12 protein-coding genes are annotated in these 13,801 nt (G+C 60.8%); 8 read left to right on the top strand and 4 right to left on the bottom strand.

The window, feature by feature from the left end:
* Nucleotides 1–43: 43 nt before the first annotated feature.
* The 4 genes from AC1D19_RS04795 to phhA all read right to left on the bottom strand — a co-directional run bounded on the left by AC1D19_RS04795 (nucleotide 44) and on the right by phhA (nucleotide 3,156).
* The gene (locus AC1D19_RS04795; RefSeq protein ID WP_477752385.1) at nucleotides 44–229 is read right to left on the bottom strand and encodes a hypothetical protein; all 186 of its coding nucleotides are present in this window, start codon (nucleotides 227–229) and stop codon (nucleotides 44–46) included.
* A gap of 481 nt (nucleotides 230–710) precedes the next feature.
* Nucleotides 711–1,904 (bottom strand): amino acid aminotransferase, encoded by a 1,194-nt coding sequence (locus AC1D19_RS04790; RefSeq protein WP_477762543.1) that lies wholly within the window; start codon nucleotides 1,902–1,904, stop codon nucleotides 711–713.
* Nucleotides 1,904–2,260 carry a 4a-hydroxytetrahydrobiopterin dehydratase gene (locus AC1D19_RS04785; RefSeq protein ID WP_046037728.1) on the bottom strand — a complete coding sequence of 119 codons (357 nt, stop codon included), beginning with the start codon at nucleotides 2,258–2,260 and terminating at the stop codon, nucleotides 1,904–1,906. The genes AC1D19_RS04790 and AC1D19_RS04785 overlap by 1 nt, the downstream gene beginning before the upstream one ends.
* 104 nt (nucleotides 2,261–2,364) lie before the next feature.
* Entirely contained in the window at nucleotides 2,365–3,156 is a 792-nt protein-coding gene (gene phhA / locus AC1D19_RS04780; RefSeq protein WP_104449926.1) for a phenylalanine 4-monooxygenase, read from the bottom strand.
* A gap of 279 nt (nucleotides 3,157–3,435) precedes the next feature.
* Here phhA and AC1D19_RS04775 point away from each other — a divergent pair, with 279 nt between their 5' ends.
* From AC1D19_RS04775 to AC1D19_RS04740, 8 genes are all read left to right on the top strand, one after another.
* A complete protein-coding gene (locus AC1D19_RS04775) occupies nucleotides 3,436–4,995 on the top strand; it encodes a sigma-54-dependent phenylalanine hydroxylase transcriptional regulator PhhR (RefSeq protein ID WP_008021363.1) in 1,560 nt (519 codons plus the stop codon).
* 311 nt (nucleotides 4,996–5,306) lie between these two features.
* Complete coding sequence (locus tag AC1D19_RS04770; RefSeq protein ID WP_477762542.1) at nucleotides 5,307–6,047, top strand: flagellar basal body rod protein FlgF; 741 nt, start codon at nucleotides 5,307–5,309, stop codon at nucleotides 6,045–6,047.
* Between the two features lie 45 nt (nucleotides 6,048–6,092).
* Nucleotides 6,093–6,878, top strand: a complete 786-nt coding sequence (gene flgG, locus AC1D19_RS04765; RefSeq protein ID WP_007975316.1) for a flagellar basal-body rod protein FlgG — start codon at nucleotides 6,093–6,095, stop codon at nucleotides 6,876–6,878.
* 51 nt (nucleotides 6,879–6,929) lie between these two features.
* Entirely contained in the window at nucleotides 6,930–7,625 is a 696-nt protein-coding gene (flgH, locus tag AC1D19_RS04760; protein ID WP_223547427.1) for a flagellar basal body L-ring protein FlgH, read from the top strand.
* A 27-nt stretch (nucleotides 7,626–7,652) separates the two neighbouring features.
* The gene (locus AC1D19_RS04755) at nucleotides 7,653–8,741 is read left to right on the top strand and encodes a flagellar basal body P-ring protein FlgI (protein ID WP_477762611.1); all 1,089 of its coding nucleotides are present in this window, start codon (nucleotides 7,653–7,655) and stop codon (nucleotides 8,739–8,741) included.
* An 11-nt stretch (nucleotides 8,742–8,752) separates the two neighbouring features.
* Nucleotides 8,753–10,039, top strand: coding sequence for a flagellar assembly peptidoglycan hydrolase FlgJ (flgJ, locus tag AC1D19_RS04750; protein ID WP_477762541.1), 1,287 nt, complete (start codon nucleotides 8,753–8,755; stop codon nucleotides 10,037–10,039).
* Between the two features lie 23 nt (nucleotides 10,040–10,062).
* Nucleotides 10,063–12,108 (top strand): flagellar hook-associated protein FlgK, encoded by a 2,046-nt coding sequence (flgK, locus tag AC1D19_RS04745; RefSeq protein WP_477762540.1) that lies wholly within the window; start codon nucleotides 10,063–10,065, stop codon nucleotides 12,106–12,108.
* 13 nt (nucleotides 12,109–12,121) lie between these two features.
* Nucleotides 12,122–13,693: a flagellar hook-associated protein 3 gene (locus AC1D19_RS04740; RefSeq protein WP_477762539.1), complete on the top strand. Its 1,572-nt coding sequence runs from the start codon at nucleotides 12,122–12,124 to the stop codon at nucleotides 13,691–13,693.
* Nucleotides 13,694–13,801: the final 108 nt, after the last annotated feature.

The raw sequence follows: 13,801 nt of genomic DNA, 5'->3' as shown, positions 1-13,801 counted from the left end.
CAGTCGCAGGTTGTGAAAAAGTAAAACTATTTGCCGGGCGCTGTCATTCAGGTTTGACGGGAGCGACCAGCTGCGTGGTGACCAGGGCGGCCAGCGCATTTTCCTGGGTGCCGAAGCGGGCGAGCAAGGCGGTTTGTTTCTCGGGAGAGAGGCGATTCCAGATCTCGATCATTTTCTCGGCGGTGCCGATCAGGACGCTGGCCTGCGCTTCGCTGAATTCATCGGTCATGGATAGAGTTCTCGTTTCAGGCAGTGTGGAAAGCGCATGTTAGCGCTTTCCACACGGTCTGTACGGCGGGTGTTTCAGTCTTCTCTGTCAGCCTGGCGGCTGTCAGTGGCTTCTTTCGGCTCGGGCTGTTGGGCTCCGGCTTGCTGCGTGGTCGTCTGCTCAGGTTCGTGCAGGCTTGGGAAGGGGAGATTAGGAATCTCGTGCATAGTCGCGCTCCTCGCTAAGTCTGTTGATAGATCTGGTAGATCCGCGCTTTAAAAAAAGCCTGGGCAGGATACCGCACTGAAAATGACAAACGGACTTTTATATCCATTTGTTTCGACGGATGGGGTTGTATAGACAGATCGATAACACTGGCGCAGAAATAATTGTAGGAGTGAGCCTGCTCGCGATAGCGGTGTATCAGTCAACATCAATGTTGAATGACACTCTGCTATCGCGAGCAGGCTCGCTCCTACAGGGGATTTGCAGTGTTTGAAGGTTATTTGCAGACCTTCGCAATCGCCTCGGCCAGCAGATCCAAACGCGTGGCATCAATACCTGCGACGTTAGCCCGTCCCGAACTGACCATATACACGCTGTGGTTGTCCCGCAGGTTCTTCACTTGCTCAGGCGACAACCCGGTATAGGAGAACATCCCGCGTTGCACGCCAATGTGCGCGAAGCGCTCGCGCAAACCGTGAGGCTCCAGCGCTTCCACCAGACCGCTGCGCAGTTGGGCGATACGCAGGCGCATGGCTTCCACTTCGTCAGCCCAGAGGTTTTTCAGCTCCGGATCAGCGAGGATGGTCGCGACCACGGCCGCCCCGTGATCCGGCGGCGTCGACCACAGGTTGCGGGCAATGTTGGCCAGTTGGCTGCGAATGTCGGTGAGCTTGTCGGCGGTTTTCGCGCAGACAATCAGTGCGCCGGTGCGGTCGCGGTACAGGCCGAAGTTCTTCGAGCAAGAGCTGGTGATCAGCAGTTCCGGCAACTCGGCGGCGAACAGCCGGGTCGACCAGGCATCCTGCTCCAGGCCATCGCCGAATCCTTGATACGCGAAGTCGATCAATGGCAGCAGTTCGCGCTTGCGTACCACCTCCAGTACCCTCTGCCAGTCATCCTGGGACAGGTCGAAACCGGTCGGGTTATGGCAGCAGGCGTGCAGCAAGACCACGTCACCCTTGGGCGCTTCATTGAGCGCCGCCAGCATGCCATCGACGTCGAGCCGGTTGTCACTGCCCACGTACGGGTAGTGGCTGACCTTGACCTTGGCTGCCGCAAAAATCGTTTCGTGGATCGGCCAGGTCGGGTTGCTCAGCCACACGCCGCGGCCCGGCAGGCATTGGGCGATAAAGTCCGCGCTCAGGCGCAAAGCCCCGGTGCCGCCCGGAGTCTGGGTGGCGCCGGCGCGTTGTGCGCTGATCAGCTTCGAGTCGGCGCCCAGCACCAGCTCATTGATCGCTTTGCCGAACGCCGGCTCGCCGTGACCGCCGATGTAGGTCTTGGTGGACTGACTGTCCACCAGACGTTGCTCGGCAAGCTTCACCGACTGGAGAATCGGTGTCAGGCCCTGGGCGTCTTTGTAGACGCCCACGCCCAAATCGAACTTGCGCGGGTTCGGGTCCTGCGCGTAGGCCTCCATCAGGCCGAGGATCGGGTCGCCAGGTACTCGACCGATGGCGTCGAAATGCATTATTTGCGGCCCTCGGCGTCCTTCGCCACTTCGTCAGTGCGCGCGGCCATGATGAAGTCGTTGCGGTGCAGCCCCTTGATCGAGTGGCTCCACCAGGTCACGGTGACTTTGCCCCACTCGGTCAGCAGGCCCGGGTGATGGCCTTCGGCCTCGGAGATTTCACCGACGGCGTTGGTGAACGCCAGGGCGTGCTTGAAGTTCTTGAACAGGAAGACCTTTTCCAGCTGCATGATGCTGTCACGTACTTCGATGTTCCAGTCCGGGATCTGCTTGATCAGGATCGGCAGTTCTTCGTCGCTGACCTGTGGGGCGTCGGCGCGGCAGGCTTCGCAATGGGCTTGAGTTAATGCGGTCATGATGTGTTCCTGAAATCGAATGTTGGGAAATCGGCCCTCAGTGCTACCACGCTAATCCAAAGCGATGGTTTCTGACAGGCTCACTTGATTCTAAAAGCGGCGGATCACGCGGCTTTTGGTTTTGGCGGAAATTTCGGTGTGTGCAGACCCATCTGCATCGCTTGCTTGACCATGCCCATGATGTCTTCGTGAGCGAGGTCGAACAGACGCTTGAGATTTGGCAACGCGAAGTACAGTGGCTGCAAGATATCGATGCGGTAGGGCGTGCGCATGCATTCCAGCGGATCGAACGCCTGATGCTCAGGCTCGTCCGACAGGCAATACACGGTCTCTTTCGGAGAAGACAGAATGCCGCCGCCGTAGATGCGCTGGCCTTGCGGGGTGTCGACCAGGCCGAACTCGATGGTCATCCAGTACAGGCGCGCCAGGTACACACGTTCCTCCTTGGACGCCTTGAGGCCGAGTTTGCCGTAGGTGTGGGTGAATTCGGCGAACCACGGGTTGGTCAGCAGCGGGCAGTGACCGAAGATCTCGTGGAAAATGTCCGGCTCTTGCAGGTAGTCCAGTTCTTCGCGGGTACGAATGAAGGTCGCCACCGGAAACTGCTTGCTGGCCAGCAATTCGAAAAAAGTCTGGAAGGGAATCAGTGCGGGAACCCGGGCAACTTGCCAGCCGGTGGTTTCACCGAGGACCTTGTTGATTTCGCCGAGTTGAGGAATGCGGTCGTGGGGCAGACCGAGTTTTTCGATACCGTCCAGGTACTCCTGGCACGCACGCCCTTCGATCACCTTCAGTTGACGGGTGATCAGCGTGTTCCACACCGCGTGTTCTTCGGCGGGGTAGTCGATAAAACCTTGCGCATCGGGCTCGCGAGCCACGTATTGCGTCTGCTTCATGCTGCTCTCCTGCTAGGGGATTTCGTTCTTGTTATGTACTGCTATGGACCTAGAAATACTCCATCAATTGCATCGTTGCAGCAGGTGAGCGGCGTCCTGTGCGGGAAAACCCCTTAATTATCGTAAAGATTTCGTTACGTATCGGCCGTCATCGCGCAGATGTTGAGATTGGTGGGTGGGAAAAGCCCTACATCTGTCACATAATCTTGACGACTATCTGAGCGCCTCAGCAGAAATTATCCCTGCGCACCTTACTCACCGTTTTTTCAGGCCATTTATATGCGTATCAAAGTCCACTGCCAGAACCGCATCGGCATCCTGCGCGACATTCTCAATCTGCTGGTGGAGTACGGGATCAACGTGGCCCGCGGTGAGGTGGGTGGTGAGCATGGCAACGCCATTTACCTGCATTGCCCGAACCTGATCAACATTCAGTTCCAGGCCTTGCGCCCGAAATTCGAAGCGATTGCCGGGGTCTTTGGCGTCAAGCGTGTAGGGCTGATGCCCAGCGAGCGTCGGCACATGGAGCTCAACGCTCTGCTCGGTGCGCTGGAGTTTCCGGTGCTGTCGATCGACATGGGCGGTTCCATCGTCGCGGCCAACCGGGCAGCGGCGCAGTTGCTCGGGGTGCGGGTCGACGAAGTGCCGGGGATTCCCCTGTCGCGCTACGCCGAGGATTTCGATTTGCCGGAACTGGTGCGCGCCAACAAGTCGCGGATCAACGGGCTGCGGGTCAAGGTCAAGGGTGACGTGTTCCTGGCCGACATCGCGCCACTGCAATCGGAGCATGACGACAGCGAAGCCATGGCCGGTGCGGTGCTGACGTTGCATCGAGCGGACCGGGTGGGCGAGCGCATCTACAACGTGCGCAAGCAGGAATTGCGTGGCTTCGACAGCATCTTCCAAAGCTCGAAAGTCATGGCCGCCGTGGTGCGCGAAGCGCGGCGCATGGCGCCACTGGATGCGCCGCTGTTGATCGAAGGGGAGACCGGCACCGGCAAAGAGTTGCTGGCGCGGGCCTGCCATTTGGCCAGTCCTCGTGGGCAGTCGCCGTTGATGGCACTCAATTGCGCAGGTCTGCCGGAGTCCATGGCCGAGACGGAGTTGTTCGGTTACGGCCCGGGTGCCTTTGAGGGGGCGCGGGCCGAAGGCAAGCTCGGGTTGCTGGAGCTGACGGCGGGCGGCACGCTGTTTCTCGATGGCGTCGGCGAAATGAGCCCGCGCTTGCAGGTGAAGTTGCTGCGCTTTTTGCAGGACGGTTGCTTCCGTCGTGTGGGCAGTGATGAAGAGGTCTACCTTGATGTGCGGGTGATCTGCGCGACCCAGGTCGATCTGTCTGAACTGTGCGCTCGCGGTGAGTTCCGCCAGGACCTCTATCACCGCTTGAATGTGTTGTCGCTGCACATCCCGCCGCTGCGCGAATGCCTCGACGGCTTGACGCCGCTGGTGGAGCACTTCCTCGATCAGGCCAGCCGGCAGATTGGTTGCCCGCTGCCCAAACTCGCCCCGGCGGCCATGGAGCGGCTCAGTCACTACCATTGGCCGGGCAACGTGCGGCAACTGGAGAACGTGCTGTTCCAGGCTGTTTCTTTGTGCGACGGCGGGACGGTCAAGGCCGAGCACATTCGTTTGCCGGACTATGGTGTGCGCCAACCCCTTGGCGATTTTTCGCTGGAGGGTGGGCTGGACGAGATCGTCGGGCGTTTCGAGAAGGCGGTGCTGGAGCGGCTGTATTCCGAGCATCCGAGCAGTCGGCAACTGGGCAAGCGGCTCGGGGTTTCGCATACCACCATTGCCAACAAGTTGCGTGAATATGAGGTGGGCAAGACTGAGTCATAGCTGAGGCCTGCTGCGTTTGTGCCGGCCTCTTCGCGGGCAAGCCCGCTCCCACAGGGGAACGCATTCCAAATGTGGGAGCGGGCTTGCTCGCGAAGGCGATAGATCAGTCACTCAAGAGGCCGGCACTTGCCACCCACCGGCATGACACCGCCGGTTTTTCGTCTCTGATACAAATCACAAATCCCCTCTGAATCCCCCAAGTCCCCTGTTTGCCGGGCCTGGCGCCGCCAAAAACAAGTTGGTCTGCAAATTGCTTATGGCTCAGCAGTACAGCAGTGGGCGGCAAACGTCCGGCAGGCAGAGGAAAGAGTGTGGACAAGTACCTTTATGTGGCAATGACCGGCGCCAGCCAGAATGCACTGGCGCAAAAGGCGCATGCCAACAACCTCGCGAACATCTCCACCAACGGCTTCCAGAAAGACCTGGAGCAAGCTCGTTCAATGCCGGTGTTCGGTGACAGCTTTCCGGCGCGTGCGTTTGCCATGTCCGAACGCCCGGCCACCGATTTCTCCCCTGGCTCACTGGTGGAAACCGGCCGCGACCTCGACGTTGCCGTGCAAGGCAACGGCTGGATTGCCGTACAGAATCCCGATGGCGGTGAAAGCTATGTGCGCACCGGCAGCCTGAACGTTGACGCCCTGGGCGTGCTGCGCGCCGGCAACGGCATGCCGGTCATGGGCAATGGCGGGCCGATTGCGGTGCCGCCGGAGCAGCAGATCGAAGTCGGAGAGGACGGCACCATCAGCATCCGTGCGATGGGCGAAGGTCCCCGGGTGATGGCTGAAGTCGACCGCATCAAGCTGGTCAACCCGGACCTCAAGAACATGACCAAGGGCCTGGATGGTTCGATCCACACCAAGGACGGCGCGCCTGCGCAGGCCGATGCCGGCGTCAAGCTGGTGTCCGGGTTCCTCGAGTCGAGCAACGTCAATGCCGTGGAAGAGATGACCTCGGTTCTGGCTTTGTCCAAGCAGTTCGAGCTGCACATCAAGATGATGAACACCGCCAAAGACGATGACCAGGCCATGGCTCGGGTCTTGCAGATCAGCTAATTACCAGAACGTCGCGCCGTAAAACAGGCGCACGAGGAGAATCGAATGCTTCCGGCTCTATGGGTTGCCAAGACAGGCCTGTCCGCTCAGGACACCAACCTGACCACCATTTCCAACAACCTGGCCAACGTGTCGACCACGGGTTTCAAACGTGACCGCGCCGAGTTCCAGGACCTGCTCTACCAGATCAAGCGCCAGCCAGGCGCCCAGTCGACCCAGGACAGCGAACTGCCGTCGGGTCTGCAACTGGGTACCGGTGTGCGCATCGTCGGCACCCAGAAAAATTTCACCGCCGGCAGCCTGCAAACCACCGAGCAGCCACTGGACATGGCCATCGACGGTCGCGGTTTCTTTCAGATCCTGCAACCGGATGGCACCACGTCCTACACCCGTGACGGTACGTTCCACCTGGACTCCAACGGCCAGATCGTCAACGCCAGCGGCTTTGCCCTGGAGCCGGCGATTGTCATTCCGAACGACGCGCAGACCTTCACGGTCGGCCGCGACGGCACCGTGTCCATCACCGTTGCCGGCAACCCGGCTGCCCAGGTGATCGGCAACCTGCAAACCGCCGACTTCATCAACCCGGCCGGCCTGCAGGCAGTGGGCAACAACCTGTTCCTGGAAACCGCCGCCAGTGGCGCGCCGCAAGTCGGCACTCCGGGTCTGAACGGTTTCGGCACCACGCTGCAGAACACCCTGGAAACGTCCAACGTCAGCACCGTTGAGGAGATGGTCAACATGATCACCACCCAGCGCGCCTACGAGATGAACTCCAAGGTGATCTCCACCGCCGACCAGATGCTCTCGTTCGTAACGCAGAATCTGTAATCAAGTCTATGTGCGGCCATGAGGCTGCCTGCAACACCGTGAGGTAGGGTCATGAATCGCTATGTATCTGTTCTGGCACTGAGTGGGATCACCGCGCTCGCAGGTTGCGTGCCTGCGACGCCCAAGCCCAATGACCCTTACTACGCGCCGGTGTTGCCGCGTACGCCATTGCCGGCGGCGGCGAACAACGGCTCGATCTATCAGGCCGGTTTCGAACAGAACCTCTACAGCGACCGCAAGGCGTTCCGGATCGGTGACATCATCACCATCACCCTGAACGAAAGGACCCAGGCCAGCAAAAACGCCAACTCGCAAATTGGCAAGAACAGCAAGGCCAGCATCGGCCTGACCTCGCTGTTCGGCTCCACGCCCAACACCAACAATCCGTTTGGCAGTGGTGACCTGAGTCTGGACGCCAGCTATGAAGGCGACCGCGCGACCAAGGGCGACAGCAAGGCAGCCCAGGGCAACACCCTGACCGGCTCGATCACCGTGACCGTCGCCGATGTGTTGCCCAACGGCATCATCGCGGTACGCGGCGAGAAGTGGATGACGCTCAACACTGGCGATGAGCTGGTGCGGATTGCCGGCCTTGTTCGCGCCGATGACATCTCTACCGACAACACCGTGTCGTCGACTCGTGTCGCCGATGCGCGCATCACCTACTCGGGCACCGGTTCGTTCGCCGATGCGAGTCAGCCAGGCTGGTTCGACCGTTTCTTCCTCAGCCCGCTGTTCCCTTTCTAGGTGGTCCGTTTGAATCTTAAACACCTCATGGTGGCCGCCTTGATGCTGTCCGCCGCGTTCAACGCGCACGCCGAGCGCCTGAAGGACATCGCCAGCATTTCCGGCGTGCGTTCCAACCAGTTGATCGGTTACGGCCTGGTGGTCGGGCTTAACGGCACCGGTGACCAGACGACGCAAACTCCGTTCACCCTGCAGACCTTCAACAACATGCTCTCGCAGTTCGGCATCAAGGTGCCGCCGGGTTCGGGCAACGTGCAGTTGAAGAACGTCGCGGCGGTGTCGATCAGTGCCGATTTGCCGGCGTTCGCCAAGCCGGGGCAGCAGGTCGACATCACCGTTTCGTCCATCGGTAACTCCAAGAGCTTGCGCGGCGGCACCTTGCTGCTGACACCGCTCAAGGGTATCGACGGCAACGTCTATGCGGTGGCTCAGGGCAACCTGGTAGTCGGTGGTTTCGATGCGGAAGGTCGCGACGGCTCGAAGATCACCGTCAACGTTCCGTCGGCCGGTCGCATCCCCGGTGGTGCCTCGGTGGAGCGTGCGGTGCCGAGCGGTTTCAACCAGGGCAACAGCCTGACGCTGAACCTCAACCGTTCCGACTTCACCACCGCCAAGCGCATCGTCGACAAGATCAACGACATGCTCGGCCCTGGCGTGGCCCAGGCCATCGACGGCGGTTCGATTCGCGTCACCGCGCCGCTCGATCCAAGCCAGCGTGTCGACTACCTGTCGATCCTGGAAAATCTCGAAATCGATCCGGGCCAGGCGGTGGCGAAAGTCATCATCAACTCCCGCACCGGCACTATCGTGATCGGCCAGAACGTCAAGGTTTCTCCGGCCGCCGTCACCCACGGCAGCCTGACCGTGACCATCACCGAAGACCCGATCGTCAGCCAGCCCGGCCCACTGTCCAATGGCACGACGGCGGTGGTGCCGCGTTCGAAGGTCAACGCCCAGCAGGAAGCCAAGCCGATGTTCAAGTTCGGCCCGGGCACCACCCTCGACGAGATCGTGCGGGCGGTGAACCAGGTCGGCGCGGCACCGGGTGACTTGATGGCCATCCTCGAAGCGCTGAAGCAGGCAGGCGCCCTGCAAGCCGACCTGATCGTGATCTGAGGACGGCCATCGTGGATATGCGCAAGAGTGGTCTGGTCAGCAGCAGCGATTCGGGCTCCTATTCGGACCTCAATCGTCTGAATCAGCTCAAGGTCGGCGACACGAACAGCGATGGCAACATGCGCAAGGTGGCGCAGGAGTTCGAGTCGCTGTTCCTCGGGGAAATGCTCAAGTCGATGCGCTCGGCCACCGAAGCATTGGGTCAGGACAATCCGATGAACACCCCGGCGGCCAAGCAGTACCAGGAAATGTACGACCAGCAGCTGGCCGTCTCCATGTCCCGCGAGGGCGGTGGTATCGGCCTGGCGGACGTGCTGATGCGCCAGATGTCGAAGAACAAACCGCTGGCTCCGGGCGAGGCCGCCGCCGCGTCGGCTGCCAGGCAAGAAGCGGCGAAAGCGGCTGCACAAACGCCGGTGGCGGCTGGCACGGTTGCGCTCAACGGGCCGTTGTCGCGGGTCAACGGCCAGCGTCCGTTGTGGGCCTCGCGCTCGGTCCATGCGCAGCAAGAGGCGGGCGAGGGCGCTCATCGCAATGACATGGTGCTGATCAATCAGCGGCGCCTGGCATTGCCGCCGAAGCTGGCTGATCGTCTGTTGGCCGGGCTGGTGCCTTCGGCGACGACCACCGCTGTGGCAGTCAATAAAACGCAGTTGCCGGAGCGCACGGCCTCTACCGGTTCGGGTCCGTTGTACAACGGCGACTGGCTGGCGAACGCACAGCAATCCTCCGCGGGCGGCATGCAGATTTACGGTCGCGCCATGGCGCAGATTCCTCTGGCGCCACCGAAGAAGGCTTTCAGCTCCGCCGACGATTTCGTCAACACCATGTTGCCGATGGCCAAGGACGCGGCGGCCCGGATCGGTGTCGATCCACGTTACCTGGTGGCCCAGGCGGCCCTGGAAACGGGTTGGGGCAAGTCGGTCATGCGCCAGCAGGACGGCAGCAGCAGCCACAACCTGTTCGGCATCAAGGCCGGCAACAGCTGGCAGGGCAATTCGGCGCGGGCGATCACCAGCGAATTCCGCAATGGGCAGATGGTCAAGGAGACGGCCGAGTTCCGCTCCTACGATTCCTACAAGGACAGTTTCCATGACCTTGTGACTTTGCTGCAGACCAATAATCGCTATCAAGATGTCGTGAAGTCGGCCGATAACCCAGAACAGTTTGTACGCGAGTTGCAGAAGGCCGGTTACGCAACCGACCCGGACTACGCAAGCAAGATTTCGCAGATAGCCAAGCAGATGACGAGTTACCAGAACTACGCTGCGGCGGGCGTTTCCACCACGCCTTTATAGGCACAAGGTATAAGGTCTGAACCATGAGTTTGCTCAATATCGGGATGTCGGGGCTGAGTGCTGGCCATAACTCGTTGGTGACGACCGGCAACAACATTGCCAACGTCGACACCGCCGGGTACTCGCGCCAGCAATCTGTGCAGAGCACCAAAGGCTCGATTCAGTACGGCAACGTGTTCATCGGTACCGGCACAACGCTGGCCGATGTGCGTCGCGTGTATAACTCGTATCTCGATTCGCAGCTGCGTACCGCTACCTCGCTCGACAGCGAAGCTACGTCGTACAACGCACAGGCCACGCCGCTGGACGCCACGCTTTCCGATTCCAACACCGGGCTGACCGGTGTGCTGCAAAAATTCTTCACCTCGATGCAAGGCGTTTCGACCTCGGCCACCGACGACACGTCCCGCCAGTCGGTGCTGACCGGTGCCCAGGCCTTGTCCGCCCGCTTCAATTCGATTGCCAAGCAGTTGAACGACCAGAACACCAACCTGAACGGCAGCCTGGGCGACATGGCGGACCAGGTGAACAAGCTGTCCACCACGATTGCCACACTCAACCAGAAGATTTCCGAGCTCTCCACCGGCACCAACCAGCCAAACGACCTGCTGGACTCGCGCAACGAAGCCGTGCGCCAACTGTCCGAGCTGGTCGGTACCCAGGTGGTCGAGCGCGGCAACAGCTACGACGTCTACATCGGCAGCGGCCAGCCACTGGTGGTCGGCAACACCACCAATACACTGCAAACCGTGCCAGGCAAGGACGATCCATCGCGCATGGCGCTACAGCTCAACCGTGGCTCCAGCACCATCGACGTGACCTCGGTGGTCAGCGGCGGTGAAATCGGCGGCCTGTTGACGTATCGCAAGGAAGTCCTCGACCCTTCGCTCAATGAGCTGGGGCGCGTGGCACTGGTGGTGGCCGACCAGATCAACAGCCAGCAGGCGCAGGGCATCGACAAGAACGGTGATTTCGGCGCGGCGATCTTCAACAACATCAACAGTGCCGCGCTGGTCAGTCAGCGTAGCATTGCGGCGGCAGGCAACAGTGCCGGCTCCGGCAACCTGGATGTCACCATCAAGGACACCGGCAAGCTGACCACCAGCGACTATCAGGTGACGTTCACCAGCGCGACCAACTACACCGTCAAGCGCTCGGACGGCACCGACATGGGCGCGTTCAGCACCACGACGACCCCGGCTCCGGTAATCGACGGTTTCAGCCTGAACCTGAACGGCGGTGCGCTGAGCGCCGGCGATTCGTTCAAGGTGACGCCGACCCGTGGCGCGGCGACCAGTATCCAGACCGTGCTCACCGACCCGAAAAAAATCGCGGCCGCAGCACCGTTGACCGGCGTGACCACTGCCAACAACACCGGCACCTACACCCAGCCGACACTGACCAGCACCCTCGACATCTACAACCCGACGGCCCAGGCAGAAATGCAGACCGCGCTCAAGAACTCGACGCCGGTCAAACTGGTGTTCGGCGCGGCCAGCGGCGGTAGCCAGAGCTACAACATGGTCGATGCCAAGGGCAATTCGATCGGCACCGGCACCATCGTTCCCGGCCAGAGCAACACGCTGAATCTGAAAGTGGGCATGCTCGATGCCAGCGGTGCTCCGGTCATGGACACCAGCGTCACGCCAGCCGTGCAGAAGACCTTCACCGTGCAGACCACGGTCGGCGCCACGCCAGCCAGCGGCGAAAGCTTCACCATCAACCTGACTGGCGCGGCGTCTTCGGACAACCGCAACGCTCAGGCGCTGGTGGGGCTGCAAACCAGACAGACCGTAGACACCGGCACGGCGAGCAAGGGTATCAGCCTGACCGATGCCTACAACAAACTGGTGACCAACGTCGGCGCCAAGGCTGCCCAGGGCAAGTCCGACAGCGACGCCACCACGGCGATCCTGGACAACGCCAAAGGGGCACGGGATTCGAACTCCGGGGTCGACCTGGATGAAGAAACCGGCAACCTGGTCAAGTACCAGCAGTACTACACCGCGTCTTCGCAGATCATCAAGGCTGCGCAGGAAATTTTCACCACGCTGATCAACAGCCTTTAAGGAGTCGTAATTCATGCGCATTTCCACCGCCCAGTATTACGAAATCACCGCTGCCAACTACCAGCGCAACTTCAACAAGGCCATCGCGACCAGCAACGAAATCAGCAGCCAGATCCGCGTCAACACTGCCGCCGATGATCCGATCGGTGCCGGTCGTTTGCTGCAACTGGGTCAGCAGAGCGCGATGCTTGATCAGTACGGCACCAACATCAACACCACCAAGAGTGCGTTGAGCCTGCAGGAAACGACGCTCGACTCCATCGGTACCGCTTTGCAGCGCGCCAAGGAACTGGCCCTCGCCGCCAGCAATGGCATTGCCACCGACGCGGACCGCAAGGCCTATGCGTCAGAGCTGGGCCAGATCCAGCAACAAGTGCTGGGCCTGATGAACGCCAAGGATGCCAGCGGCAACTACGTGTTCTCCGGTTCGAAAACCGACACCGCGCCTTACTCGAAAAACTCGGACGGCACCTACAGCTACAACGGTGACCAGACCACCATCGACCTTGGCATTGGCGATGGCATGACGGTCGGGACCAACACCACTGGCTGGAGTGCGTTCCAGCAGACCATCAACACCAGTCGCACCCAGACCACCATGACCGCTCCGGTGGTGGATGACGGTCGCGTGGTGCTGTCCAACGGTACGGTCGGCACCAGCTCCACCTACAACGCGAAGTTCACTGGCGGCCAGCCCTACACCGTCAGTTTCCTCAGCAGCACCCAGTTGAAGATCACCGACTCGCTGGGCAACGACGTGACCGCCGAAGCCAGTCAGAACGGCCTGGTCAGTAACTCCAATGGCGCCAACCAGACGGTCAGTTTCCGTGGCGTCGACCTGAAGTTGAACATCAACCTCAAAACCGGTGATACCAACCCGGATGCGGTGATCGCCGGCCATACTTTCAATCTGTCTTCCACGTCGGACACCTTCAACACGTCGCGCAGCGCCGGTAACTCGTCAACCGCGGTCATCACCGGTTCCAGCGTGACCAACCCGATGGATTACGCCAACGCCTTCCCGTCGGGCGGGGCGATCCTCAAGTTCACCAGTGCCAGCAATTTCGACCTGTATGCCGCGCCGATCACCGCCGACAGCAAACCGGTTTCGTCGGGCACAGTGGCGGGCGGCAACGCCACCGCAGCAGGCGTGACCTTTGCCCTGGGCGGTGGCGCCCCGGCGTCCGGCGACCAGTTCGTGATTCAGTCCAACAACCATCAGACCCAGAACGTGCTCGACACTCTCGGACAGATGATCACCGCGTTGAACACGCCGATCGATGGCGACCCGGTGGCCAAGCAGAAGTTGCTGGGCACCATGGAGTCGGGAATGGGCAACATCGACAGTGCGGCCAACCAGATCGGCTCGGCCATCACCACGATCGGTGCCCGCGGTCAGGCACTGGATAACCAGACCGCGACCAACGAGAGCCTGACCCTGGCGAACAGCGCCAGCCAGAAGTCGATTCGCGATTCGGACCCGGCTGAAGTCATGACTCGCCTGACCTTGCAGCAGACCATGTTGCAGGCGGCGCAGTTGGCGTTCAGCAAGATTTCTCAACTGGGCCTGTTCAACAAGATGTGACCGTGGTCGGGCGCGCAGGCGCCCGATGGCCGTGCCCCTTCAGTATTTATCGTCTTTTTTGCGGTAATCAAGGGCTCGCTTTTCAGGGCGGGCTCGCGCCGCCTGTGA

The organism is Pseudomonas sp. P1_C12, assembly GCF_056406435.1.
This window is presented reverse-complemented; position numbering and strand designations above follow the sequence as displayed.

Bases quoted from the DNA above. Each gene is read 5' to 3' on its own strand.
- AC1D19_RS04795 (WP_477752385.1), bottom strand. From the start codon at position 229: ATGACCGATGAATTCAGCGAAGCGCAGGCCAGCGTCCTGATCGGCACC.
- flgH (WP_223547427.1), top strand. From the start codon at position 6,930: ATGAATCGCTATGTATCTGTTCTGGCACTGAGTGGGATCACCGCGCTC.
- AC1D19_RS04775 (WP_008021363.1), top strand. From the start codon at position 3,436: ATGCGTATCAAAGTCCACTGCCAGAACCGCATCGGCATCCTGCGCGAC.
- AC1D19_RS04755 (WP_477762611.1), top strand. From the start codon at position 7,653: ATGGTGGCCGCCTTGATGCTGTCCGCCGCGTTCAACGCGCACGCCGAG.
- flgK (WP_477762540.1), top strand. From the start codon at position 10,063: ATGAGTTTGCTCAATATCGGGATGTCGGGGCTGAGTGCTGGCCATAAC.
- AC1D19_RS04740 (WP_477762539.1), top strand. From the start codon at position 12,122: ATGCGCATTTCCACCGCCCAGTATTACGAAATCACCGCTGCCAACTAC.
- phhA (WP_104449926.1), bottom strand. From the start codon at position 3,156: ATGAAGCAGACGCAATACGTGGCTCGCGAGCCCGATGCGCAAGGTTTT.
- AC1D19_RS04785 (WP_046037728.1), bottom strand. From the start codon at position 2,260: ATGACCGCATTAACTCAAGCCCATTGCGAAGCCTGCCGCGCCGACGCC.
- flgG (WP_007975316.1), top strand. From the start codon at position 6,093: ATGCTTCCGGCTCTATGGGTTGCCAAGACAGGCCTGTCCGCTCAGGAC.
- AC1D19_RS04790 (WP_477762543.1), bottom strand. From the start codon at position 1,904: ATGCATTTCGACGCCATCGGTCGAGTACCTGGCGACCCGATCCTCGGC.